Genomic DNA, 22,775 nt, shown 5'->3' on the forward strand with positions numbered 1-22,775 from the left:
TTTTTTGCCTTTAATCCGAAGTTGGGCAACTTAACGAGTTTAAAAGGTTTTTGAACGAATGGAAACCCCTTAGAATGGGGCCTGTGGCGTTTTATTTATATAAAACGCAAGTCATGAAAACTATCTTAACTATCACTTTTGTTCTTTTTATCGGAATGGCCGCCCAAGCCCAAGAAGCTAAAATCGATACCAATATAGCTGAGGTTGAAATGGCCGATACCAAAGAAGTTAAGTTGGAGAGCAAGACTGAAGTTGCCCGTTTGTACAAGTTTAAGAATTCAAGGGTAAAAAAAGCTTTGGCCTTTACCACTAAAAGAAACAAAGCTAAAATGGCTTAATCCTTTTCTTCACCGCTTAACTGTTTTATTCTTGCTGAACGATATCCTTTAGAACATCCCATACATTTTGCGCCAAAATTTTGTGTCCTTCAACGGTGGGGTGTATGCCATCGGTTTGATTCAAATCAGGAACCCCGGCTACATCTTCCAATAAAAAGGGAATTAATGCCGCATTATTCTTTTTAGCCAGATCGGGAAAAATATTTCTAAATTCTGAAGTATACGCCTCGCCCATGTTAGGGGGAATCTGCATACCGGCAAGAACTATTTGTGTTTTTGGATTTTTCTTTCGTACCATATCGATAATGGTTTGAAGATTGCTTCTGGTTTCGTGTAACGGTATTCCGCGAAGACCGTCATTGGCTCCTAATTCCAATACAAAGATAGCGGTGCGTTGATTCAGTACCCAGTCCAACCTATTCTTTCCTCCCGAAGTTGTTTCGCCACTCAAACCCGCATTTACTACGGTGTAATCGAGTTGTAGCGAATCCAATCTTTTTTGTATCAGCGCAGGAAAAGCATTTTCAGGATTCAGTCCCATTCCCGCTGTCAAACTATTTCCAAAGAACAAAATCACTTTACTTTCCGAAACTGGTGTGGCTTCCACCTGCAAGTTGGAATCTTTTACATCGGTACTTTTTGGTTTTTTCGATGCGGTATCCCCACAGCTTACGATAACCATAAATATCAAAAAATAACAAAACTTTAATAGGTTGCGCATAATACTATGGTCTTAAAATCAAAATCATTTCCTTATTTTTCCCTGTGTTCAAGAAATAGGATTAAAAAAATTATATGACAAAGATATTAAACGTTCGCAATCTTGGGAAGATCTATACGAGCGGATCAAAGAAACTTACAGTATTGGATGATATTTCTTTTGACATCACCGAAGGTGATACATTTGCTATTGTTGGACCTTCTGGTAGCGGTAAAACCACCTTGCTGGGTCTTTGTGCCGGACTCGACCGACCCGACTCAGGTTCTATTGAACTATGCGGTGTGTCACTAACTAGTTTGAGCGAAGATGAAAGAGCCGTGTTGCGAAATCAGAAAGTAGGATTTATTTTTCAAGATTTTCAATTGTTGCCCACACTGACAGCTTTGGAAAATGTAAGCGTACCTATGGAATTGCAAGGGTCGAAAAATGCAAGCAAAATTGCCATCGAACTCTTGGATAAAGTAGGTTTGGCAGACCGCCGTCATCATTATCCCTCACAACTTTCGGGCGGGGAACAGCAGCGGGTAGCCCTTGCACGAGCTTTCTCGAACACACCGGCCATATTATTTGCAGATGAGCCTACAGGAAATTTAGATGAAGAAACAGGGGAGAAGGTTGTGCAGTTGTTGTTTGATCTAAACAAAGACGCCGGTACTACTTTGGTTATTGTTACACACGACCTTGACCTTGCAAAGCGAAATCAACACATCTTGAGACTAAAGGGTGGTAAAATTTTGGTCGATGAAAACACCTTGGTATCGTGAGCAATAACCTTGGTGTATTTTCAAAGGCGGGTGTGAGGTGGCTGTTAAAGATGGCATGGCGTGATGGTAAGGCCAGTGGTCGACGACTCTTTCTTTTCATGGCATCGATTGTTCTAGGCATTGCCGCAGTGGTCTCTATTCAGTCATTTAGTGATAATCTCAAACAAAATATCGCACTACAATCAAAGGCGTTGATGGGGGCCGACTTTATCATTGATAGCAGGCAACCGGCTAATGAAAGAGTCGTGGAAATCATTGATTCGCTGGGTGGGGCAGACGGTAGGGAGGTGAATTTCGCTTCTATGGTCGCTTTTCCAAAAAGTGGTGCTACTAAGTTGGTTCGCGTTCGGGGTATCGAAGGAGGTTTTCCTTTTTATGGAAAATTGGAAACGGAACCCTTATCCGCTGCAAAAAAATATCAAGATGGGGGAGGTGCTCTCGTGGATGCCACGGTGATGCTGCAATTTGACCTCAATGTAGGTGATTCTATAAAGGTTGGTGAGATAACGCTGCCCATTTTAGGAGCTTTGGAATCCGCACCGGGAGATAATGCCATCTCCAGTTCGGTAGCGCCCTCGGTCATCGTAGATTATGGACTTGTTCAGGGAACGGGACTGCTGCAAAAAGGAAGCCGTCTAGAGTACAATTATTATTTTGTGGCGGATGCCAATACGGATCTTAATAAATTGGATAAAACAATTGATCCGATTCTCGATGCTGAAAATGCCGATTTAGATACCCATACTTCGACCAGTCAGCGCTTAGGCCGCAGATATGAGAATGTAGGTAAATTTTTGAATCTAGTAGCTTTTATTGCTTTGTTATTAGGGTGCGTTGGCATCGCTAGTTCTGTTCATATTTATATCAAAGAGAAATTAAGATCGGTTGCCGTGCTCAAATGTCTGGGGGCAACCAGAAAGCAAACCTTTTTGATTTATCTGATACAGATAGCAGGAATGGGACTTATTGGTGGGATTATAGGAACGATAGCAGGATTGTTATTACAACAGGTTTTTCCATTGTTTTTACAATCGTTTCTACCTTTTGAGGTGCAACTATCGTTTGCAGTTCAACCGATAATTATGGGACTTTTGCTTGGTGTTTTTATGTCGGTGCTATTTGCACTGCTACCGCTTCTTGGTACTTGGTATGTATCTCCCCTTCAAGTATTACGCGTTCAGGAAGATGCCTCTCTGCGGTCACGTAAGGCCACGGTCTTGGTGCTTTCTGCTATTATGTTGTTCATTTTTGCATTCTCTTACTGGTTGTTGGATAATTTGCGGTTTGCTCTTGCCTTTGTGGCAGGTATTTTGGTTACTTTTTCCATTTTGGGGGGAATTGCCGTCCTTTTTATGAAAGGGATTAAAAGATATTTTCCTTCTTCTTGGGGCTTTCTGGCCCGTCAGAGTTTGTTGAATCTTTTTCGGCCCAATAACCAGACAATGGTATTGATATTGGCAATAGGTGTAGGGGCTTTTCTAATCAGTACCTTATATTTTACAAAAGACATTTTGTTGGCGAAAGCAACCTTGGAAAAGCAAGATCAAAGTCCGAATCTAATATTGCTTGATGTGCAGACCGCGCAAAAGGAATCCGTAGCCAAAAGTATTACCCTGAAGGGGTTACCAATACTTGATAATATACCGATTATCGCTATGCGCATGCAGCGTATCAATGGCCGTTCGGTAGACGACATTCGATTAGACTCGACTTCTACAATCAATCAATGGATATTGAACCATGAGTTTCGGGTGACCTATAGAGACTCTTTGGTATCGTCTGAAAATTTGGTCGCTGGTGAATGGATCGGTTCGGCATCTCCCAATACACTTATTCCTATTTCTGTGGCCGAGAACGTGGCCGGTGATTCACAGGTTGTCGTAGGTGATTCTCTTGTATTTAATGTTCAAGGTGTATTGATGAATACCAGAGTGGCAAGTATTCGAGCTGTTGATTGGAGTCGCATGCAACCTAATTTCTCGATTGTTTTTCCATCAGGGGTATTAGAAAATGCACCGCAGTTTCATGTGCTTTCGACTAATGTGCCAAATAGGACGGCTTCAGCAGAATTGCAGCGCGAGCTTGTAGGTAAATTTCCTAATGTGACCATAATCGACCTTCGTCAAGTGCTGGTCATTATAGAAGGTATTCTCGATAAAATTTCTTGGGTCATCAATTTTATGGCCTTCTTCAGTATTTTAACCGGTATTATTGTTTTGATCGGTTCGGTACGAACCAGTAAATATCAGCGCATTAAAGAGAGTGTCTTATTACGAACGTTAGGAGCGAAAAGTGCACAAATTCTGAAAATCACCGCGTTAGAATATCTTTATTTAGGGGTTTTGGGCAGCGGCATAGGTATTTTATTGTCTTTAATAAGCAGTCTGTTGCTGGCCAAGTGGGTTTTTGAAACGACTTTCGTACCGTCTTGGGTTCCCTTTGGATTATTATTGCCGGGTATTACGATATTGGTACTGCTCATTGGTTTGGGGAATAGCCGTAGCGTATTGAACAGTCCTCCCTTGGAGGTGCTCCGAAAAGAAGGGAGTTAGGTACTTTTGCATACATTTTTGGATAAGTACTACTAAATTATCTCTTAAGTCCTTAAGAGATTATTCTTTCATGTATTAATGCGAATTCCTTTCAAAAAAAATCTGAAAGATATATTCTTTAAAATTCTTATTTAAAAGAAGGATATTTCGACCTTTTAACAATTCTTACCATTAGGAAATACTTCTAAAACATCGACTAAAAGCAAAGTTTTTCGATAGCGTGAATTTTGTACTTCAAACGTTTATCGAACCTTTTTTACACTTTATGGATATTTTTGTCAGTCGCCTAAAATAAGGGGGTTTCAGCGATATGTAATCAATTGGGGCCTGCTTTCGAGGTTATCTTTATGTAACCAGATCATAAGTAAAAACCTACAGATGAAAGCATTTTTGACCCTACTAATAGTTCTTCTTTTTGGAGCGACGGCTCTAGCCCAAAATATAGAAAACAATGTTGACGTGGAAACTTTTAAAATGGATCTTGTTTTGGATAGTAGCACTACTACTATTGTCCCTGGTATCGAAATTACGAAATCAGAACAGGATCAAGTGGCGCGCCTTTACAAGTTCAAAAATTCAAGAGTAAAGAAAGCGTTGACCTTTACTACCAAAAGAAACAAAGCCAAAATGGCCTAATTCATAGATTTATGATAACAATACTTTTATTGCCCGTAGTTTTGTTTTATATAGTAATTTCATTTTCCAAACGGAAAAAACAATTGTGCTTAATTAGAGTACGCGCAAAGAGGCGTTAAAAAGATTCTACTATTGACTGTACCTTTTTGAGGAGTATAGTAGCTATTAGTCTACAGAGTGAATTTGTTCACTCACTTCTTTAAAAGTTATAATGTAATGGGTTCCTTTCTTCGTGTAATCTCTATCTACCGTTCCTTTCAATTGTCGGGCAAGATTATAAATTAATTTTAAACCAAGTGATTTCCTGGTGGTTGGCGATGCTGCTTCTGGGAAGCCAATTCCATTATCGCCAATATTTAACTTATAATCTTTATTATTATGGTGCTCCATTTCAATGTGGATAACCCCTTGACTGTCATCTTTAATTCCGTATTTTAAAGAGTTCGTAATTACTTCATTGATTAGGAGCCCAAGGGGAATGGCCGTATCGATATCTAACTTAATTTCTGGAATTTCTATTTTTAGTTTTACATTATTGTTCGCACCCTTGATCGAATTAATAAGATATTCTGCCAAATCTTTTACGTAAGACCGGTATTCAATTTTTGCAAGATCATTACGCATATAAAGCATCTCATGAACCATGGCCATTGAAATAACTCTGTTTTGACTACTTTTAATAAGACTCTTTATGTTTTCATCTTCAATACTTCTAGATTGTAAGTTCAACAAACTTGAAACGGTCTGTAAATTATTTTTGACCCTATGATGTATTTCTTTTAACAAAGTTTCCTTTTCCTTGATGCGCAACTCCACTTCATTTCTAGATTTATAGAGATTATGATGGGCTTTAAGTAAATTTTTTCCCAGAACATCTCCCATGAGATACACTGAAAAAAAAACACTAAGGAAACTGAATAAATTCCGGGATGATTCGGGGACCATATTTTCGGTAAATGACAAATCTGTGGTAGACTCAATATAGAGTATAATAACGATCAACATGTTGAGATACAGGTACACTTTTCCATAAAGTCTTGTAGTTGCATATCCTGTCAAAACAATAAGGGCCAAAACGAAAATGAAAGGGCTGTTAATGCCGCCACTAAAAAGTGTTATAATTACGGCACAAATTAGAGCGACTATCGATGTGATGTTATAAGTTATAACAAGGTTTTTGTGTTTATAATATGCCAGGGTATTGATGATATTAATCACACTATATGCAAAAAAAGCAAAAGGTAAAATACGATAGATATCTAAGGTATATAAACACATTAACCCTAAAACCACCGAAATAATGGAGGAAAAGTAATTGACACGCAGTGTGAGTTGAACTTTATCTTTTAATCGATAGGTGTCTTTGACAAATAAGCCCATAACTTCAGCATTTTAGTTGGTATAGCGGGAATAGTTCGTTAACCTTACTAATAGGAAAGATAAATAAAATAATAGTCTTACAAAAAAGCGCAACATATAGCTAAAGTTGGAGTCAGCGTATGGTAGAAACGAAAGGGGTCGACTAAATTTTAGTATAGCGTACCAACTCTTTTCTATTTCAGGTAGATTGAATTCGAAAGATTTCTAGGTTTTATCTTGATACGCTTATTAAGTAATAAGCAATTTTAAAATGAAAAGGTAGTTCTAAGTGGTTGGCTTAAAATGCTTGTCCTTGTCTTGAAATGAGATGCTATAGTTGGTTCCTTTTTTAGAGAAATCACGTTCTATGGAACTTCTTAATTGTCTGGCAAGGTTATGAATTAGCTTTAGACCCAACGAATTGGCTTTCTTGAAATCTAACTTATGCGAAAAACCTACGCCATCATCACTAATTTCTAGGGTGTACATGCCCATGTCTTCCTGTTTCTTAAGAATAATATCTATTTGTCCTACATCATTTTTATCATAACCGTATTTAAGGGAATTGGTAACCGCTTCGTTAATTAAAAGGCCTAGGGGAATGGCAGTATCAATTCCCAACATGATATCCGGTATATCTATATTTACCGAAATATTCACATTTTTTTTATTTGCCGATTTCATCAGGTATTTTACCAATTCTTGTACATAGGGTTTAAAATCGATTTTTGAAAGATTATCTTTCATATAGAGCATTTCATGAATCATAGCCATGGAGAGTACCCTTGTTTGGCAACTGCCCAACAATTCCTTTACTTGCTCGTTTGCCGAATATTTTGATTGAAGGTTAAGTAGGCTTGAAATGGTTTGTAAGTTGTTTTTGACCCTATGGTGTACTTCCCGCAACAACATTTCCTTTTCCACTATGCGATTTTCAAGTTCAGATTTTGATTTGTATAATTTATGATGGGCCTTAATTAAATCTCTTCCAAATATATTGCCCAACAGGTAGACTCCGAAGAGTACGCTTGCCAAGCTAAAAATATTCTGCGATTCCGAAGGTATTTGATTTGTAATGAAATCTAACTGAAAAAATCCCATGACATAAATCAAAATAATAATCATGAGAACAATGTACAGATAAACCTTGCCGAAGAAACGAGTAGAGACATACCCCGCCAAGACAATAATGGAGAGAATGAAAATAAAGGGACTATTTATACCTCCGCTATAAATAGTTATTATAAAAGTACTTACTAATGACAATAAGGTGGTGGTAAGGGCCATTACGGTCAAATTACCATGCTTTTTAAAGACTAAAGAGTTGAGTAGATTAAAAATCGAATAAAGGAAGAATACGTAAGGAATGGGACCATGGATATTTAAAAAGTAAATGCATAAAAAAGCGAACAATACACTCAGGATCGATGAAACATAATTGAATTTTAAGAGCAATCGAGTTTTGTCCTCAGTCCTACTTTCATACGTATTTGTAATTCCCACCATTTTCTGTTTGAAAATATATGTTAAAATTTACCTGGTTTTTTGCATAAGACACTGTTTTTTCGTCAGGGCAATCGAATTAGTCGTTGAAAAGTACTCTTTTGTAAGCTATTATGTCTTTTGAAAAGTTGCTTCATACAAATGCATTTTTGTAAATCCATTCATTTTTTATAGTATTTTCTTACAATTACGTAAAAAAAATCGTTAAAGCAAGATTGTATTTTCTTTTAAAATATACTTTTTACTTATTTTATTTTAAAAAAATCGTTTTTAGCCTTTTGAAAATTTGAAAAGCGGAGAGGGCATGGAGGGGAATGGTCATAAAAAAAACGGCAATCGTTGCGATTGCCGTTCGTAAATTAAATGCAGTGATTAATTTTAAACTAATCTTCTGTTAAAACCCAATCTCCCTTGTCAATTAGAGGTTCGGCTTGTTTGTATTTTACGGTTTTATTTTCACCTGAAATAACATTTTTAATCGTTACGCGATCATTTCGCCCAATCTTGGGTCTTTCGCGAACAATAGTTTCGGTAATTTGCGGACGTTGACCTTGTGTTTGCCCCGCCGCACGGCTTCGGGCAGCTAACTCATCACTGTTTGGAATTTCGTCCTTTTGTGTTTGAAGTTGCTCTTTTGGTCGTCGAATGTTTTTTTCTTCTTGTATTTCGTTAGGGTTGCCACTTGGTAGTTCCCCCTTGAATAAAAAGGATACTACTTCTTTGTTCACCTTCTCGATCATTTCCTTAAAGAGTTCAAAAGCCTCAAATTTATAGATTAACAAGGGGTCTTTCTGTTCGTGTACGGCCAATTGTACAGACTGCTTTAATTCATCCATTTTTCGCAAATGCGTTTTCCATGCATCGTCGATAATGGCCAAGGTAATATTCTTTTCAAAATCGGTTACCAATTGCTTGCCGTCACTTTCGTAGGCATCTTTTAAATTGGTAACGACGTTCAAACTTTTTATCCCATCGGTAAAGGGTACTACGATACGTTCAAATTTATTGGCACTATCCTCGTATACTTTCTTTATAACCGGAAACGCCGTTTCAGCGTTACGTTCCATTTTATTTTGGTAATGTTCGTATGTTGCCGTGTATATTTTGGTGGCAATCTCTTGAACTCCCATTTTTGAAAACTCCTCTTCGGAAATGGGAGACGTAATGGAGAAATATTTAATCAGCTCGAATTCGAAGTTCTTATAGTCGCTAGCGCCTTTGTTTGTCTCTACAACAACCTCACACGTATCATAGATCATATTGGCAATGTCTACCTTCAGACGTTCGCCTTGCAGGGCATGGCGCCTTCTTTTGTAGACTACTTCACGTTGGGCGTTCATGACATCATCGTACTCCAATAATCGTTTACGTACTCCAAAGTTATTTTCCTCTACTTTCTTCTGGGCGCGCTCTATTGATTTGGTCATCATGGAATGCTGAATGACTTCGCCATCTTCCAAGCCCATTTTATCCATCATTTTGGCAACCCTTTCCGACCCGAACAAACGCATCAGGTTATCTTCCAAGGAAACATAGAACTGCGAGCTTCCTGGGTCTCCTTGACGGCCTGAACGACCTCTTAGCTGCCTATCTACCCTACGGGAATCATGGCGCTCGGTACCTACGATCGCAAGACCGCCCGCTTTTTTGACCGCGTCGGTCAACTTGATATCGGTACCCCGGCCAGCCATGTTCGTTGCAATCGTTACTACACCCGGATTTCCGGCTTCTGCAACAACATCGGCTTCTTTTTTATGCAGTTTAGCATTCAGTACATTATGTGGAACCTTACGAATGGTCAACATTCTTGAAAGTAATTCGGAAATTTCAACTGAAGTAGTACCGATTAACACTGGTCGGCCTTCTTGAGACAACTTGGTGACTTCATCAATAATCGCGTTGTATTTTTCACGTTTGGTCTTGTAGATCAAATCGTTTCTGTCGTCACGTGCAATGGGCCTATTGGTAGGTATTTCCATCACGTCTAACTTATAAATTTCCCAGAATTCGCCTGCCTCGGTAACGGCGGTACCCGTCATACCTGACAATTTTTGGTACATTCTAAAATAATTCTGAAGTGTAACCGTGGCGAAGGTCTGTGTCAAGGCCTCGATTTTTACATTTTCTTTAGCTTCAATGGCCTGATGCAATCCATCGGAGTATCTTCTGCCATCCATAATACGGCCAGTTTGCTCATCTACGATCATCACCTTGTTGTCCATTACTACATATTCCACATCTTTTTCGAAGAGGGTATATGCTTTCAACAATTGGCTCATGGTATGAATACGCTCACTTTTAATTGAAAAATCTTTAAAAAGCTCTTCCTTAAGTTCGGCTTCTTTCTCTATTTCAAGATTTTGATTTTCAATTTTGGCGATTTCACCTCCGATATCGGGCATGACAAAAAAGTCTTTGTCCTGTTCTCCTGATATATATTCAACACCTTTATCGGTAAGCTCGATCTGATTGTTTTTCTCATCAATAACGAACAAAAGCTCTTCATCCACTTTGGGCATTTCGCGATTGTTGTCTTGCATATAGAAATTCTCGGTCTTCTGAAGTAGTTGTTTTATGCCCTCTTCGCTCAAGAACTTTATAAGTGCCTTATTTTTTGGTAGGCCTCGATGCACACGCAATAATAAAAAGCCACCTTCTTTAGTGTCTCCTTCACTAATCAACTTTTTGGCTTCTGCTAGAACTCCGGTCAAATATTGGCGCTGTTTCTGAACAATATCACCTACTTTGGGTTTAAGCTCATTAAATTCATGACGGTCTCCTTCCGGTACCGGTCCGGATATGATCAAAGGGGTTCGGGCATCATCTACCAACACCGAATCGACCTCATCTACAATAGCATAGTGATGGGGGCGTTGAACTAAATCTTTCGGCGTATGCGCCATATTGTCGCGTAGGTAATCGAATCCAAATTCATTATTCGTACCATAGGTGATATCTGCATTATAGGCAGCTCTTCTACCTTCAGAGTTTGGCCTGTGCTTGTCAATACAGTCGACTGAAAGACCATGAAACTCAAAAATAGGGGCCATCCATGCGCTATCCCTTTTCGCCAAATAATCGTTTACGGTTACCAAATGGGCACCATGGCCTGAAAGGGCGTTGAGATAAAGTGGTAAGGTCGCCACAAGGGTTTTACCCTCACCTGTATGCATTTCTGCGATTTTGCCTTGGTGTAATGCTATACCACCGATCAGCTGTACATCATAGTGTACCATGTCCCATGTAACTTCCTTGCCGGCAGCGTCCCAGGAGTTCTTCCAGATGGCACTGTCACCATCCAGGGTTACATAATCTTTGTTTCCAGAAAGTTGTCTGTCATATTCCGAAGCGCTAACCGTAATTGTTTCGTTGTTTACAAAACGCTTGGCAGTTTCTTTGACTACAGCGAAAGCTTCTGGTAAAATATCATTAAGTGTATCTTCGGTAATCTTGTAGATTTCTTCTTTCAGTTTGTCGATTTCTCCGTAAATCTCTTCGTTTTTGTCAATATCTTTTGAAGCATTCACTTCGGCGGTGAGTTCTTCTATTTGATCGTTAAGCGATTTGCATGCCTCCGTAATTTTTGCCCTGAATTCAGCGGTCTTGTCTCGAAGTTCGTCATGGCTCAATTTTTCCAATGCTGCTTCGAAAGATTTTATCTGAACTACCAAAGGCTGCAACTCCTTTACATCCTTTTTCGATTTATCTCCTACGAATGCCTTTAAGACGGAATTTAAAAAACTCATACTATTCTTTTTATATTGAAAACCTGGCCAATTAGTTTATTGTGCCATTTGTTTTGTTATCGGAATCAGTTTAAAATCGATTTCTGATGCCATTGTTAAAGCAAAAGGCATTCCAGTTCATGATTTTAGGGTAAAAGACTTTAACCCTCTGCCAAAATTACATAAAAAAAAAGCCTCGGAAGAGACTTTTTTGTTGCAAATACGTTAATATTATTAATATTCATCCTCGTTCCAGAGGTAGTCTTCTTCTGTAGGATAGTCTGGCCATATTTCTTCAATGGACTCATATATCTCACCACCTTCCTCTTCCATTGATTGAAGATTTTCAACGACTTCCAAAGGCGCACCGGTGCGGATTGAATAATCGATCAATTCATCTTTTGTGGCAGGCCAGGGTGCATCGCTCAAGTAAGATGCTAGTTCTAATGTCCAGTACATGGTAATAGTTTGATTTTAAATTTTTGCAAAAATAATTTTTAAACTTAAATAGCCAAGCTATTTTTAAAGTATTTCGACTTTTTTATGTTATTATTCTTGTTTTAATAATTTTCATAACGAAGAAATAACGAATTTATTAGAGAATACCAAATTAAACCGCTGTAAATTCAATTTTTAATGCTTATCGCAGTGTTTGCTATTCTTTAGTAGGAATCCACTTTATTTCTTTCGCCTTTAGATCCATTGACAACTTCCGTGCCAACACGAATAAATAGTCTGATAACCTATTGATAAATAACAATACATTTTCTTCGAAAGGTTCTTGTTCGTAGAGATGCGTTGCCATGCGTTCGGCCCTGCGACATACGGTTCGGGAAATATGACAGTATGACACGGTTTGATGCCCTCCGGGAAGTATAAAATGTGTCATGGGTGTAAGAGAAGCTTCCATGGTGTCTATTTCTTGTTCCAAAAGCTCGATATCCTGCGTCTTTATTTTTTCAATATTCAGACGTTGTTTTCCATTCTTCAATTGTGCTTTTTCGGGATCGGTCGCCAAAACGGCGCCAACTGTAAACAACCTGTTTTGAATTAGCTGTAGGGTCTCTTTGGTATGCAAGTCGATTTTTTGATCGCGAACCAGCCCTAACCAAGAATTTAATTCATCGATGGTGCCGTAGCTTTCAATACGAATATGATGTTTTTTTACCCGTGTTCCCCCAAATAGGGAGGTTGTACCATCGTCACCGGTCTTGGTATAAATTTTCATGTGTTACTTTGTGTTTTGAAGACTTTGGTGAGGATTTAGCCTTTGAGACCACCATTCGATTTATTATCAGTTTTCAGCTTTTTTATCACCATCATTTTTTCTTTCCGTACTGCGGTAACCCTCCATGAATTTTCTTGATTTTCGATCTTTTGATTTTCTTCTGCTGTTCATGGATATTAACAGATAGGCCAATAAAACTCCGCCTAAAACGTAAAAAATTGTATAGTCCATAATTGTAAATACTGTAATTTAAAGTTACGGGTTTATATTCTAATCTTAAAATGCTCTTTTACCTGTTCGCTTCTCGGAAAAATTACGCCACAGTAAAACATATCTAGGGTAACCCTACTAATTTCAAGTTGTTTATAGCTTTCCCAAAGAGCCATATTTTCTTTGTTTTTCTGTATAGCATCGATAAGTATCATAGCATCGTTATGTGTCTTGTTTGATATAATATCAAGATATTCCTCTAAGTGTGGAGCTCCGATATAGATAAGATCATAAGTTGGCGCATTGAATTCAACGAAAGGAAAGGCTTTCTTTATTTTTTGTTTTAAGTTTTCATTGGCGGGGGCAATCCATATTGTTTTGCATTTAAAGTAGGAAATACTCTTGAATAATACCTTTTCCGTTTTCCCTGTCCTGTATTTTGATTTTTTATAAAGACATTTTGTAAGATAATCATATACAAAAGGGGAGTGTACCCCGTACTGATTGGTAGATGACAACAGAAACTTAAAATATGCGATTAATTGATGCATGGCAATTGTACTGGGCTAGCTGCATTGGTATCTGAATTTTTCCCCTGTACCTCTTGGCTACTCCATGAGTGCAGAAAGTTCAAACCAACGTTCGGTTTTGGTGTCAATGGCATCGGTGATTTCTTTAAGTTGAATGGAAAGGGCGTCGATTTCTTCCCCTGATAATGAACTATCGGCGAATTTGTGTTGGACTTCCCCCTTTTTTGCTTCCAATTTTTTAATGTCCTTTTCTAAGGTTTTGTATTCTTTTTGTTCTAAATAAGACAGTTTTGGTACTTTTTCTTCACTTTTCCAGTCATTTTTAACGTTTTTTTGTTCAGAGTCATTTTCCTTCGCGTTTCTTTTTTCATCAATGGCACTGTCTTCGTAAACTCGGAAATCGGAATAGTTTCCAGGAAAATCCTGTATCTCTCCTTCACCTCTAAAAACAAAGAGGTGATCAACTATCTTATCCATAAAATAACGGTCGTGAGAAACAACGATAAGGCATCCTGGGAAATCCAACAAGAAATTTTCCAAAACATTCAACGTAACAATGTCTAAATCGTTGGTTGGTTCATCTAAAATCAAGAAATTAGGATTCTGAATAAGCACGGTACACAAATAGAGTCTTTTGCGTTCCCCACCACTTAACTTGTCTACAAAGTCATATTGTTTTTTACGGTCGAACAGAAAACGCTCAAGAAGCTGCTGGGCCGAAATCTGTCGCCCTTTTTTCAAGGGAATATAATCGCCGAATTCGCGAATTACGTCTATGACCTTCTGTCCTTCTTTTATATCGATGCCATTTTGTGTGTAATAACCAAATTTAAGGGTCTCTCCCGCGACAACTTTACCTGAATCTGGCTGGTCAGCACCTGTGAGGATATTAAGAAAAGTAGATTTTCCGGTTCCGTTCTTGCCAATGATTCCTATACGTTCCCCTTTTGTAAAGGTGTATTCGAATTTGTCTAGAATAGGTTTGCCGGGGTAGGATTTCGATATTTTATGAAGCTCCAGAATTTTACTGCCCAAGCGTTCCATATTGATCTCCAGTTGCACCTCATGATCTTTTCGGCGCTGGTTGGCCTTTTCTTTTATAGTACTGAAGTCATCGATACGCGACTTTGATTTTGTGGTTCGTGCTTTGGGTTGGCGGCGCATCCATTCCAGTTCTTTCTTGAAAAGACGTTCCGACTTATGTTGTTCGACACTTTCCGATTCGATACGCGCTTCTTTCTTTTCTAGATAGTACGAATAGTTTCCTTTGTACGAATACATAATACCATTGTCCAGCTCCAAGATTTCATTACATACGCGCTCTAAAAAGAAACGGTCGTGGGTAACCATAAATAGTGTAAACTTTTCTTTGGCGAAATACTGCTCTAACCATTCGATCATTTCAAGATCCAAGTGGTTGGTAGGCTCATCTAAAATCAATAACTCTGGACGATTGATCAAAGCATTCGCTAAAGCCAAACGTTTCTTTTGACCACCAGACAACTTACCGACCTTTACGTTAAGGTCTTCAAGCTTTAGTTTGAAAAGAATTTGTTTGTACTGAGTTTCAAAATCCCAAGCGTCAAAACGTTCCATAGCCTCAAAGGCTTTTTGATACGCTTCGGCATCGTCGGGGTTGATCAATGCTTTTTCGTAGCTAAGTATTACCCTAAGCACCTCGTTATCAGAAGCGAAAATAGTCTCTTCTATGGTCAGCTCGGGGTTGAGGTCAGGTTCTTGTTCTAAGAAGGAAACCCGAATTCCCTTTCGAAAATTTACTTGTCCAGAATCGGCGGCATCCTTACCCGATAGAATATTTAAAATGGATGTTTTTCCAGTCCCATTCTTAGCGATAAGGGCAATCTTTTGGTCTTTGTTGATGCCAAAGGATAGGTCTTGAAAAAGAACGCGTTCGCCATATGATTTGGCTATATTTTCAACAGTTACTAAATTCATTTATATGGGAATGTTATTGAATATTTTTTATATGTGCCGATAACCGAAATAAGAACAGATATCGAACGGCTAGAAGTATTAATAGTGGAATAATCATTGGGGAAAATACCTGTACTTTTAATATCCCAACCAAAACGGTTGCTCCAAGAAGCACAAGCAAGAACACTAGGTATTTCGAAATCCAAGCAGGTAAGGTTTTCTTGGAAATCATATAAAAAGCAACTATCAAATTCAATGGAAATACCCAAAGAAGATTAAAATTGCCGACAGTTGTTGTATGCTCGGTCAGAAACCAAAGATGAAACAATAACAGCCCGGCCAGCCCGGTGATAAAGAATAATGAAAAATCGAGCCATTTGGTTCGCCTTTGTTTTTTGAAGTCTTTGTACGTGACCACAAGAACAAGTATAAGCACAACGGTTAGCCAAAATAGGGGAGAAGCAAAAAAGTTTGAATCTTTGATTTTGTTGACAGGTTTATACACCGCCGTAGTTTTACCGGACAACGGTTTATCGTTCAATGTGGCATGCGTTAGCTGCTTCATCACATAAACGGGCAAATACATGTGTTCTTGGGGGGTAGCCACCTTGTCTATCACCGACCCAAGCGCCAGATCGATGCCAAAGGCCGCCCATGAATTGAACTCCAAGTTCTGATGGATCAATTCACGAAATGTATATTGTTTTTCTAGGTAGTTAGGGTCGAATGTCAATTGATCTTCAAAGTTTTCTTTAAGAACGTCCCATATTTTAGTAGCACAATTGTCATAAAAGAAATCGTAGCGGTAATCTCTATTTTCAGGTAAATAATTGTTTTCTAAAAAACCAAACAGCTCATTGCGTTCTTCTAAAGTTAGGTTTAACGTATTTTCACTCACCCATCGGTTATAATATTTATACTCGGCAAGAAAACGTTCCATATGTTGTCTGCCTAATGAATAGATGAGTTTGCCTTGTGTGAACTCCAGATAAAACCACGGAGGATTGAAATCAAAAGTTCCGTAATTGTAGACTGCATCTATACCCAGTGTTCGATCTTGAACCCGAAAAGCACTATGACCGAACGAGGTGTAAAGGTCGTCACCCGGACCACAGGTCAAAACGCTTATCTCTGATAAGGGCGAAAGTTCGATTTTCTGGGAAAAACCAAGGGTAACCAAGGTCAGAAAAAAAAGAAAAATGATGTTTTTTGATAACATTGAAAGACGGTACATATAATTGAGGGCAAATATCCGAATAAATAATGGACTAAAGGGTTACTGAAAAATTGTCTTATTTTTACGAAAGTGATTTTTGTGCACCAAACCGGTCAAACACCTAACTTTCTTTAAGATGAAACAGTATATTCCAAATCTAATAACCCTGCTCAATGTTTTCTGTGGCTGTGTAGCCACCGTTTTCGCGGTAATGAACCAACTTGAGCTGGCGGCACTTTTTGTTTTTTTAGGAATATTTTTTGATTTCTTTGATGGATTGGCTGCTAGAGTTTTAAATGTGCAAAGTGAATTGGGGTTGCAACTTGATTCTTTGGCAGATGTAATTACAAGCGGATTGGTTCCCGGTATTGTCATGTTTCAGTTGTTGGATATGTCGCAAAGCGGTGGATGGAATGCTTTTGACAACGCTACCTTTGCCGAAGGGTCACAGATATCGATACTTCCCTTTTTCGGATTTCTGATTACTATGGCCTCGGCGTACCGATTGGCTAAATTTAATTTAGATGAGAATCAGGTGTCTTCTTTCATTGGACTTCCGACTCCCGCGAATGCTTTATTGATTTTGTCGTTTCCCTTAATTTTGTTGTACCATAACAATGATGCGCTGAATTCGATTATTCTAAACCAATGGTTTTTGATAGGGATGACAGTACTCAGTGCCTACCTGTTAAATTCAAAAATCGCACTTTTTGCCTTGAAATTTAAAAACTGGAGTTTTAAGGATAATACCCTTCGCTATATTTTTCTTATTGTTAGCCTTGCACTTCTGGTGACCATGCAGTTTTTAGCGGTCCCCATTATTATTGGATTTTATATTTTGGGTTCGGTCGTCGACAGTTCTGCTAAGAAGAAGCAGGCATAAATAGTATTGAATGGGAAATGTTTGAAAGAAGTTTTTGAACTTGAAGTATTGGTTCTGTCGAATTGTACTAAAAATCCAGTTTCTTTTTTCTGAGTTCAAAGTTCTGTCCCAAATATACTTTTCGAACCATTTCATCGGCCGCCAAGTCTTCGGGAATACCCGATTTAAGAATTCCGCCTTCGAACATAAGATAAGATCGTTCGGTTATCGCGAGGGTTTCCTGAACATTATGATCGGTAATAAGTATACCAATATTTTTATTTTTCAATTGGGCAACAATACGTTGAATATCTTCGACCGCCACGGGATCTACCCCGGCAAAAGGTTCGTCCAATAGAATAAAACTAGGGTCTGTAGCCAAGGCACGGGCAATTTCCGTACGTCTGCGTTCGCCACCAGAAAGTAAATCTCCCCTGCTTTTTCGAATATGACCTAGTCCGAACTCTTCGATAAGCGACTCCATTTTCATATGCTGTTCTTTCTTACTCAACTTAGTGAGCTGCAGAACACTTAAAATATTCTTTTCGATACTTAATTTACGAAATACAGATGCTTCTTGTGCTAAATATCCAATGCCATTTTGAGCTCTCTTGTACATGGGGAAATTGGTAATCTCCATATCATCCAGAAAGATTTTGCCTCCATTGGGCTTGATGAGCCCTACAATCATATAGAAAGAGGTCGTCTTACCGGCACCATTGGGGCCTAGTAACCCGACAATTTCGCCTTGGTTGACCTCCAGCGAAATTCCCTTGACCACTTGCCTACCTCGGTAGGACTTCATAATATTTGTAGCGCTTAATTTCATTTTTTAGGCTTCTGGTTTCGGGTTTCTTTGATTACAGCTCTATAACTTCATTGAACAGATAAAGACTAAAGAAACAAGAAACTTTTGACACTTTATGCTATTTACATTTTCTTTAACCCTTTTTTCTTTCTTTCTTTTTTGGCTTCCTTACGCAAAACGAGGCCCGAAATATAGATGCTCACCTGATACAATAGTATCACGGGCACAGCAACTATGATTTGGCTTGTTACATCGGGAGGAGTAATTACCGCAGAAAGAATAAGAACGACTACCAATGCGATTTTTCGATATTTTTTGAGGATATCAGGGGTGACTATGCCGACCTTCGTTAAAAAGAAAATAATGATAGGTAGTTCGAAAAGTACGCCACATGCTAAAACAGATGTCTTTATATTGCCGACATAGGAATCAATATCGAATTCATTCGATATAATTTCGCTGACTTGGTAGGTACTCAAAAAGTTAATTGAAAGTGGTGCCACTACATAATATCCGAAAAGAACACCCGTGAAAAACAAAAACGATGCAATTAGTATGAAACCTCTTGAGTTTTGTCGTTCCTTCTCGTAAAGTCCGGGACTGATGAATTTCCATAATTCATAAAGAATATAAGGGAACCCAAGGATAACACCTGCCCAAATTGATGTCCAAATATGCATCGAAAACTGTGCCCCCATCTGACGACTTTGTATAGTAAAGGGAAGTTTATCGGCGCAAAAAGCAGAATCAAACCCCAACCACGTGGCAATATCGCAAAATAGACGATATGTGGGGAAATCCATTTTTGACGGCCCGAAGATAACCGTATCGAAAATAAAGCTCTTCATTAAAAAAGCCCCACTTCCTATGATTACTACTGCAAAAACGGATCGTATCAGGTGCCATCGAAGTTCTTCCAGATGGTCTAAGAACGACATTTCGTTATGAGGCTTGGTGTTTTTTGTCTTCGCCATTATAATATGCCTTCATTTATTAAATTATGTAGATGTACTACTCCCTTGTATGTTGTGCCCTCAACGGCCAATAATTGTGAAATGCCGCTATCTTGCATGAGTTCCAGTGCGCTTACGGCGAGTTCCTCGATGGATATGGTCTTCGGATTGGATGTCATAATATCGTGTGCAGTCAACGTGCGAATGTCGTCATATTTGTTCAACATTCTGCGAATATCGCCATCAGTAATGACCCCCACAATTTTATTGTTATCTAAAACTGCCGCGACCCCCAACATTTTTTCTGAAATCTCAACGATGACCTGTTTTACGTCTGTTTTTAACCCTACGCTAGGTTTTTGATTGTTTTGGGCAATATCTGCGACGCGTAGGTAAAGTCGTTTGCCCAAAGCTCCGCCAGGATGGTACTTTGCGAAATCTTGACTCGTGAACCCTCTCAGCTTTAACAGGCTGATGGCCAGGGCATCGCCCATAACCAGCTGAGCTGTGGTACTGGTGGTAGGGGCCAGATTATTCGGACAAGCTTCTTTTTCCACGAACGTATTTAGTACAAAATCGGCTTGATGCGCCAAAAATGAATCGGTATTTCCGGTCATTCCTATTAACTTGTTCGTTCCCCTTTTAATTAAGGGAACCAACATCTTTATCTCTGGTGTGCTACCACTTTTTGAGACACAAATTACAACATCGTTTTCTTGAATAGTGCCGAGATCACCATGAATGGCATCGCCCGCATGCATAAAAATGGCAGGGGTGCCGGTCGAATTCAATGTTGCTACAATCTTAGTAGCTACAATCGCGCTTTTGCCAATACCTGAAATAATAACCCTACCTTTAGACTCTAGAATGCAGTTGACCGCATTGGCGAAATCGTTCGTCAATAGCGACGCTAAATTGCCGATAGCTTTGCTTTCCATATCAAAGGTTTGCTGTGCCAGGGCAAGAATTGTTTTGCTATCGTTCAATGTAATTGTTGAGTTATGAATTGCAATACTAAAAGAATGTCTTATATTTAAGTTTACAAAACTACGTAAAGTTAATTTTAAATAATATTTTAAGTTTTAGGAATTTATTTTGGTACAATTTGTGGTTTGGAAGTCTAAGATTCCTTATCTTATTGTATAATTACTAAGTGTGGCCCCATGCCATGATGAGCATATAATTTTAAATGATATTAAACGGAATGGAGTTGGAAGAGATTGATCTGCACGCCTCGTTAAAAAAATATTTTGGGTTTTCTCAATTCAAAGGTCTTCAAGAAGATGTAATAAAAAACACATTAGAGGGTAATAATACTTTTGTTATAATGCCTACGGGCGGCGGCAAATCACTTTGCTATCAACTTCCTGCATTAATGCAGCCAGGTACGGCCATAATAGTTTCCCCGCTAATTGCACTCATGAAGAACCAAGTCGATGCGATTCGAGGCATATCTTCAGAAAATGGTGTGGCGCACGTATTGAATTCTTCCCTTACTAAAACCGAAATAAGACAAGTAAAGGAAGATATTCTTAACGGCATAACAAAACTATTATATGTCGCCCCCGAATCTTTGACCAAAGACGAATACGTTGAATTTTTACAAGCACAAACGGTGTCTTTTGTAGCGGTTGACGAAGCCCATTGTATTTCAGAATGGGGGCACGATTTTAGACCTGAATATAGAAACTTAAAGAATATTGTAAACCGATTGGGCGACAATATTCCTATCATCGGGTTAACAGCTACGGCAACACCCAAAGTGCAAGAAGATATTATTAAGAATTTAGGTATTACCGATGCCAAGGTTTTTAAAGCGTCGTTCAATAGGCCAAACTTGTATTATGAGATTCAACCAAAAACTGCGGCCGTAGATAGTGATATCATTCGGTTTGTCAAACAAAATGCCGGTAAGTCGGGTATTATTTACTGTTTGAGTCGAAAGCGGGTCGAAGAGTTGGCACAAGTACTTCAGGTCAATGGCGTAAGCGCTGTGCCTTATCATGCCGGTTTTGATGCGAAAACTAGATCGAAATACCAGGACATGTTTTTGATGGAAGATGTTGACGTCGTTGTCGCAACGATTGCATTCGGCATGGGTATTGACAAACCTGATGTGCGCTTCGTCATTCATCATGACATACCTAAGAGCATTGAGAGCTACTATCAAGAAACGGGTAGGGCCGGTAGAGATGGAGGTGAGGGTCACTGTCTTGCTTTTTATGCCTATAAGGATATAGAGAAGCTGGAAAAATTTATGTCAGGAAAGCCTGTTGCCGAACAAGAAATCGGCAATGCCTTGTTACAGGAAGTGGTGGCCTATGCCGAAACTTCAATGTCTCGTAGAAAATTCATGTTACATTATTTTGGGGAAGAATTTGACGAGATTAATGGAGATGGGGCGAAAATGGACGATAATACCAGAAATCCTAAAGCGAAGGAAGAAGCCGAAGGTAATGTTGTTAAGCTGATCAAGGTAGTAAAGGATACCAGTGAAAAATTTAAATCGAAAGAAATTGTAAAAACACTTACCGGAAAGGTAAATGCCCTTATTTCATCCCATAAAACGGATACAAAGGAAGTTTTTGGTTCGGGTGCCGATCACGACAAGCATTATTGGATGGCCCTGATTCGTCAGGTATTGGTAGCTGGGCTCTTGAAAAAGGAGATAGAACAGTACGGTATTTTACATGTAACTCCAAAAGGGCATGAGTTTTTGAAGAAGCCGCATTCTTTTATGATGACTAAAGATCACTCTTATTCCGGTGATAAAAATGTAGCGTTCGGCGCGGCATCAGGTGGCGTTTCCGATGAAAAATTACTGAAACAATTAAAGGATCTTCGTAAAGCACAGGCAAAGAAATTGGGAGTACCGCCTTTCGTGGTTTTTCAGGATCCATCGTTGGAAGACATGGCGTTAAAATATCCTATTTCCATGGATGAGCTAATTAATATTCATGGGGTAGGTGAAGGCAAAGCTAAAAAGTATGGAAAGCCATTTGTAGCGCTAATTTCTACTTATGTTGAAGAGAACGAGATTATACGTCCTGACGATTTGGTCGTAAAGAGTACGGGGGCCAATTCAGCATTGAAATTGTACATCATACAAAATGTGGACAGAAAACTGCCATTGGATGATATTGCATCTGCCAAAGGCTTGAATATTTCTGAACTGATAAAAGAAATGGAGCAAATTGTATTCAGTGGTACTAAACTGAATTTAGGCTACTGGGTCGATGAAGTACTCGATGAAGACCAGCAAGATGAAATACATGAATATTTCTTGGAAGCGGAAACCGATGACATTGAAGATGCCCTAAAAGAATTTGACGGAGATTATGAAGATGAAGAGCTGCGATTATACCGCTTGAAATTTATTAGTGAGGTGGCTAACTGATATTCTAACATTAAACGATTGCCTCGGGTTTGCCGACT

General features: G+C 38.8%; 19 protein-coding genes. 6 read left to right on the forward strand and 13 right to left on the reverse strand.

Features of this window, described 5'->3' with window-relative positions; all coding sequences use genetic code 11:
• The first annotated feature begins 113 nt into the window (after window positions 1–113).
• Window positions 114–338 carry a hypothetical protein gene (locus BLS33_RS17895; protein ID WP_089893156.1) on the forward strand — a complete coding sequence of 75 codons (225 nt, stop codon included), beginning with the start codon at window positions 114–116 and terminating at the stop codon, window positions 336–338.
• Between the two features lie 25 nt (window positions 339–363).
• Here BLS33_RS17895 and BLS33_RS17900 read toward each other — a convergent pair whose 3' ends face one another.
• Window positions 364–1,059 (reverse strand): arylesterase, encoded by a 696-nt coding sequence (locus BLS33_RS17900; protein WP_089892808.1) that lies wholly within the window; start codon window positions 1,057–1,059, stop codon window positions 364–366.
• A 74-nt stretch (window positions 1,060–1,133) separates the two neighbouring features.
• On the opposite strand from BLS33_RS17900, the gene BLS33_RS17905 reads away from it, so the two are divergent.
• The 3 genes from BLS33_RS17905 to BLS33_RS17915 all read left to right on the forward strand — a co-directional run bounded on the left by BLS33_RS17905 (window position 1,134) and on the right by BLS33_RS17915 (window position 5,011).
• Complete coding sequence (locus tag BLS33_RS17905) at window positions 1,134–1,823, forward strand: ABC transporter ATP-binding protein (protein WP_089892810.1); 690 nt, start codon at window positions 1,134–1,136, stop codon at window positions 1,821–1,823.
• Between the two features lie 50 nt (window positions 1,824–1,873).
• The gene (locus BLS33_RS17910; RefSeq protein WP_089893159.1) at window positions 1,874–4,375 is read left to right on the forward strand and encodes an ABC transporter permease; all 2,502 of its coding nucleotides are present in this window, start codon (window positions 1,874–1,876) and stop codon (window positions 4,373–4,375) included.
• A 378-nt stretch (window positions 4,376–4,753) separates the two neighbouring features.
• Entirely contained in the window at window positions 4,754–5,011 is a 258-nt protein-coding gene (locus tag BLS33_RS17915; RefSeq protein ID WP_089892813.1) for a hypothetical protein, read from the forward strand.
• A gap of 165 nt (window positions 5,012–5,176) precedes the next feature.
• Here the strand turns inward: BLS33_RS17915 and BLS33_RS17920 are convergent, their stop codons facing one another.
• The 9 genes from BLS33_RS17920 to BLS33_RS17955 all read right to left on the reverse strand — a co-directional run bounded on the left by BLS33_RS17920 (window position 5,177) and on the right by BLS33_RS17955 (window position 16,720).
• A complete protein-coding gene (locus BLS33_RS17920) occupies window positions 5,177–6,391 on the reverse strand; it encodes a sensor histidine kinase (protein ID WP_089892816.1) in 1,215 nt (404 codons plus the stop codon).
• A 264-nt stretch (window positions 6,392–6,655) separates the two neighbouring features.
• Window positions 6,656–7,657 carry a sensor histidine kinase gene (locus BLS33_RS17925; RefSeq protein WP_245731532.1) on the reverse strand — a complete coding sequence of 334 codons (1,002 nt, stop codon included), beginning with the start codon at window positions 7,655–7,657 and terminating at the stop codon, window positions 6,656–6,658.
• Window positions 7,658–8,256: 599 nt separating this feature from the next.
• Complete coding sequence (secA, locus tag BLS33_RS17930; RefSeq protein ID WP_089892822.1) at window positions 8,257–11,619, reverse strand: preprotein translocase subunit SecA; 3,363 nt, start codon at window positions 11,617–11,619, stop codon at window positions 8,257–8,259.
• A gap of 213 nt (window positions 11,620–11,832) precedes the next feature.
• A complete protein-coding gene (locus tag BLS33_RS17935; RefSeq protein ID WP_013994285.1) occupies window positions 11,833–12,057 on the reverse strand; it encodes a DUF2795 domain-containing protein in 225 nt (74 codons plus the stop codon).
• Between the two features lie 196 nt (window positions 12,058–12,253).
• On the reverse strand, window positions 12,254–12,826 hold the full coding sequence (locus BLS33_RS17940; RefSeq protein ID WP_089892825.1) for a cob(I)yrinic acid a,c-diamide adenosyltransferase: 573 nt from the start codon (window positions 12,824–12,826) through the stop codon (window positions 12,254–12,256).
• Between the two features lie 66 nt (window positions 12,827–12,892).
• Window positions 12,893–13,057: a hypothetical protein gene (locus tag BLS33_RS24910; RefSeq protein WP_176801438.1), complete on the reverse strand. Its 165-nt coding sequence runs from the start codon at window positions 13,055–13,057 to the stop codon at window positions 12,893–12,895.
• A gap of 32 nt (window positions 13,058–13,089) precedes the next feature.
• On the reverse strand, window positions 13,090–13,587 hold the full coding sequence (locus BLS33_RS17945) for a hypothetical protein (RefSeq protein ID WP_089892828.1): 498 nt from the start codon (window positions 13,585–13,587) through the stop codon (window positions 13,090–13,092).
• Between the two features lie 57 nt (window positions 13,588–13,644).
• Window positions 13,645–15,522, reverse strand: a complete 1,878-nt coding sequence (locus tag BLS33_RS17950) for an ABC-F family ATP-binding cassette domain-containing protein (RefSeq protein ID WP_089892831.1) — start codon at window positions 15,520–15,522, stop codon at window positions 13,645–13,647.
• 13 nt (window positions 15,523–15,535) lie between these two features.
• Complete coding sequence (locus BLS33_RS17955) at window positions 15,536–16,720, reverse strand: lipoprotein N-acyltransferase Lnb domain-containing protein (protein ID WP_089892834.1); 1,185 nt, start codon at window positions 16,718–16,720, stop codon at window positions 15,536–15,538.
• Between the two features lie 133 nt (window positions 16,721–16,853).
• Between BLS33_RS17955 and BLS33_RS17960 the strand changes: the two genes are divergently transcribed.
• On the forward strand, window positions 16,854–17,600 hold the full coding sequence (locus BLS33_RS17960; RefSeq protein ID WP_089892837.1) for a CDP-alcohol phosphatidyltransferase family protein: 747 nt from the start codon (window positions 16,854–16,856) through the stop codon (window positions 17,598–17,600).
• Window positions 17,601–17,667: 67 nt separating this feature from the next.
• On the opposite strand, the gene lptB is transcribed toward BLS33_RS17960, so the two are convergent.
• The 3 genes from lptB to BLS33_RS17975 all read right to left on the reverse strand — a co-directional run bounded on the left by lptB (window position 17,668) and on the right by BLS33_RS17975 (window position 20,326).
• Window positions 17,668–18,408, reverse strand: a complete 741-nt coding sequence (lptB, locus tag BLS33_RS17965) for an LPS export ABC transporter ATP-binding protein (RefSeq protein ID WP_089892840.1) — start codon at window positions 18,406–18,408, stop codon at window positions 17,668–17,670.
• A gap of 101 nt (window positions 18,409–18,509) precedes the next feature.
• Window positions 18,510–19,361 carry a twin-arginine translocase subunit TatC gene (tatC, locus tag BLS33_RS17970; protein WP_089892843.1) on the reverse strand — a complete coding sequence of 284 codons (852 nt, stop codon included), beginning with the start codon at window positions 19,359–19,361 and terminating at the stop codon, window positions 18,510–18,512.
• A complete protein-coding gene (locus tag BLS33_RS17975; protein WP_089892845.1) occupies window positions 19,361–20,326 on the reverse strand; it encodes a KpsF/GutQ family sugar-phosphate isomerase in 966 nt (321 codons plus the stop codon). The genes tatC and BLS33_RS17975 overlap by 1 nt, the downstream gene beginning before the upstream one ends.
• A 218-nt stretch (window positions 20,327–20,544) precedes the next feature.
• On the opposite strand from BLS33_RS17975, the gene BLS33_RS17980 reads away from it, so the two are divergent.
• The gene (locus tag BLS33_RS17980; protein ID WP_089893162.1) at window positions 20,545–22,737 is read left to right on the forward strand and encodes a RecQ family ATP-dependent DNA helicase; all 2,193 of its coding nucleotides are present in this window, start codon (window positions 20,545–20,547) and stop codon (window positions 22,735–22,737) included.
• Window positions 22,738–22,775 lie beyond the last annotated feature (38 nt).

The organism is Kriegella aquimaris, from assembly GCF_900103215.1.
Classification (GTDB): domain Bacteria; phylum Bacteroidota; class Bacteroidia; order Flavobacteriales; family Flavobacteriaceae; genus Kriegella; species Kriegella aquimaris.

Excerpts from the sequence above, each read along its gene's own strand:
- BLS33_RS17900 (WP_089892808.1), bottom strand. The coding sequence starts at position 1,059 with ATGCGCAACCTATTAAAGTTTTGTTATTTTTTGATATTTATGGTTATC.
- BLS33_RS17895 (WP_089893156.1), top strand. The coding sequence starts at position 114 with ATGAAAACTATCTTAACTATCACTTTTGTTCTTTTTATCGGAATGGCC.
- lptB (WP_089892840.1), bottom strand. The coding sequence starts at position 18,408 with ATGAAATTAAGCGCTACAAATATTATGAAGTCCTACCGAGGTAGGCAA.
- BLS33_RS17910 (WP_089893159.1), top strand. The coding sequence starts at position 1,874 with ATGGCATGGCGTGATGGTAAGGCCAGTGGTCGACGACTCTTTCTTTTC.
- BLS33_RS17935 (WP_013994285.1), bottom strand. The coding sequence starts at position 12,057 with ATGTACTGGACATTAGAACTAGCATCTTACTTGAGCGATGCACCCTGG.
- BLS33_RS17925 (WP_245731532.1), bottom strand. The coding sequence starts at position 7,657 with ATGGCCCTTACCACCACCTTATTGTCATTAGTAAGTACTTTTATAATA.
- BLS33_RS17955 (WP_089892834.1), bottom strand. The coding sequence starts at position 16,720 with ATGTTATCAAAAAACATCATTTTTCTTTTTTTTCTGACCTTGGTTACC.
- BLS33_RS17960 (WP_089892837.1), top strand. The coding sequence starts at position 16,854 with ATGAAACAGTATATTCCAAATCTAATAACCCTGCTCAATGTTTTCTGT.
- BLS33_RS17920 (WP_089892816.1), bottom strand. The coding sequence starts at position 6,391 with ATGGGCTTATTTGTCAAAGACACCTATCGATTAAAAGATAAAGTTCAA.
- BLS33_RS17940 (WP_089892825.1), bottom strand. The coding sequence starts at position 12,826 with ATGAAAATTTATACCAAGACCGGTGACGATGGTACAACCTCCCTATTT.
- BLS33_RS17905 (WP_089892810.1), top strand. The coding sequence starts at position 1,134 with ATGACAAAGATATTAAACGTTCGCAATCTTGGGAAGATCTATACGAGC.
- secA (WP_089892822.1), bottom strand. The coding sequence starts at position 11,619 with ATGAGTTTTTTAAATTCCGTCTTAAAGGCATTCGTAGGAGATAAATCG.
- BLS33_RS24910 (WP_176801438.1), bottom strand. The coding sequence starts at position 13,057 with ATGGACTATACAATTTTTTACGTTTTAGGCGGAGTTTTATTGGCCTAT.
- BLS33_RS17950 (WP_089892831.1), bottom strand. The coding sequence starts at position 15,522 with ATGAATTTAGTAACTGTTGAAAATATAGCCAAATCATATGGCGAACGC.
- BLS33_RS17915 (WP_089892813.1), top strand. The coding sequence starts at position 4,754 with ATGAAAGCATTTTTGACCCTACTAATAGTTCTTCTTTTTGGAGCGACG.
- BLS33_RS17945 (WP_089892828.1), bottom strand. The coding sequence starts at position 13,587 with ATGCATCAATTAATCGCATATTTTAAGTTTCTGTTGTCATCTACCAAT.
- BLS33_RS17980 (WP_089893162.1), top strand. The coding sequence starts at position 20,545 with ATGGAGTTGGAAGAGATTGATCTGCACGCCTCGTTAAAAAAATATTTT.
- tatC (WP_089892843.1), bottom strand. The coding sequence starts at position 19,361 with ATGGCGAAGACAAAAAACACCAAGCCTCATAACGAAATGTCGTTCTTA.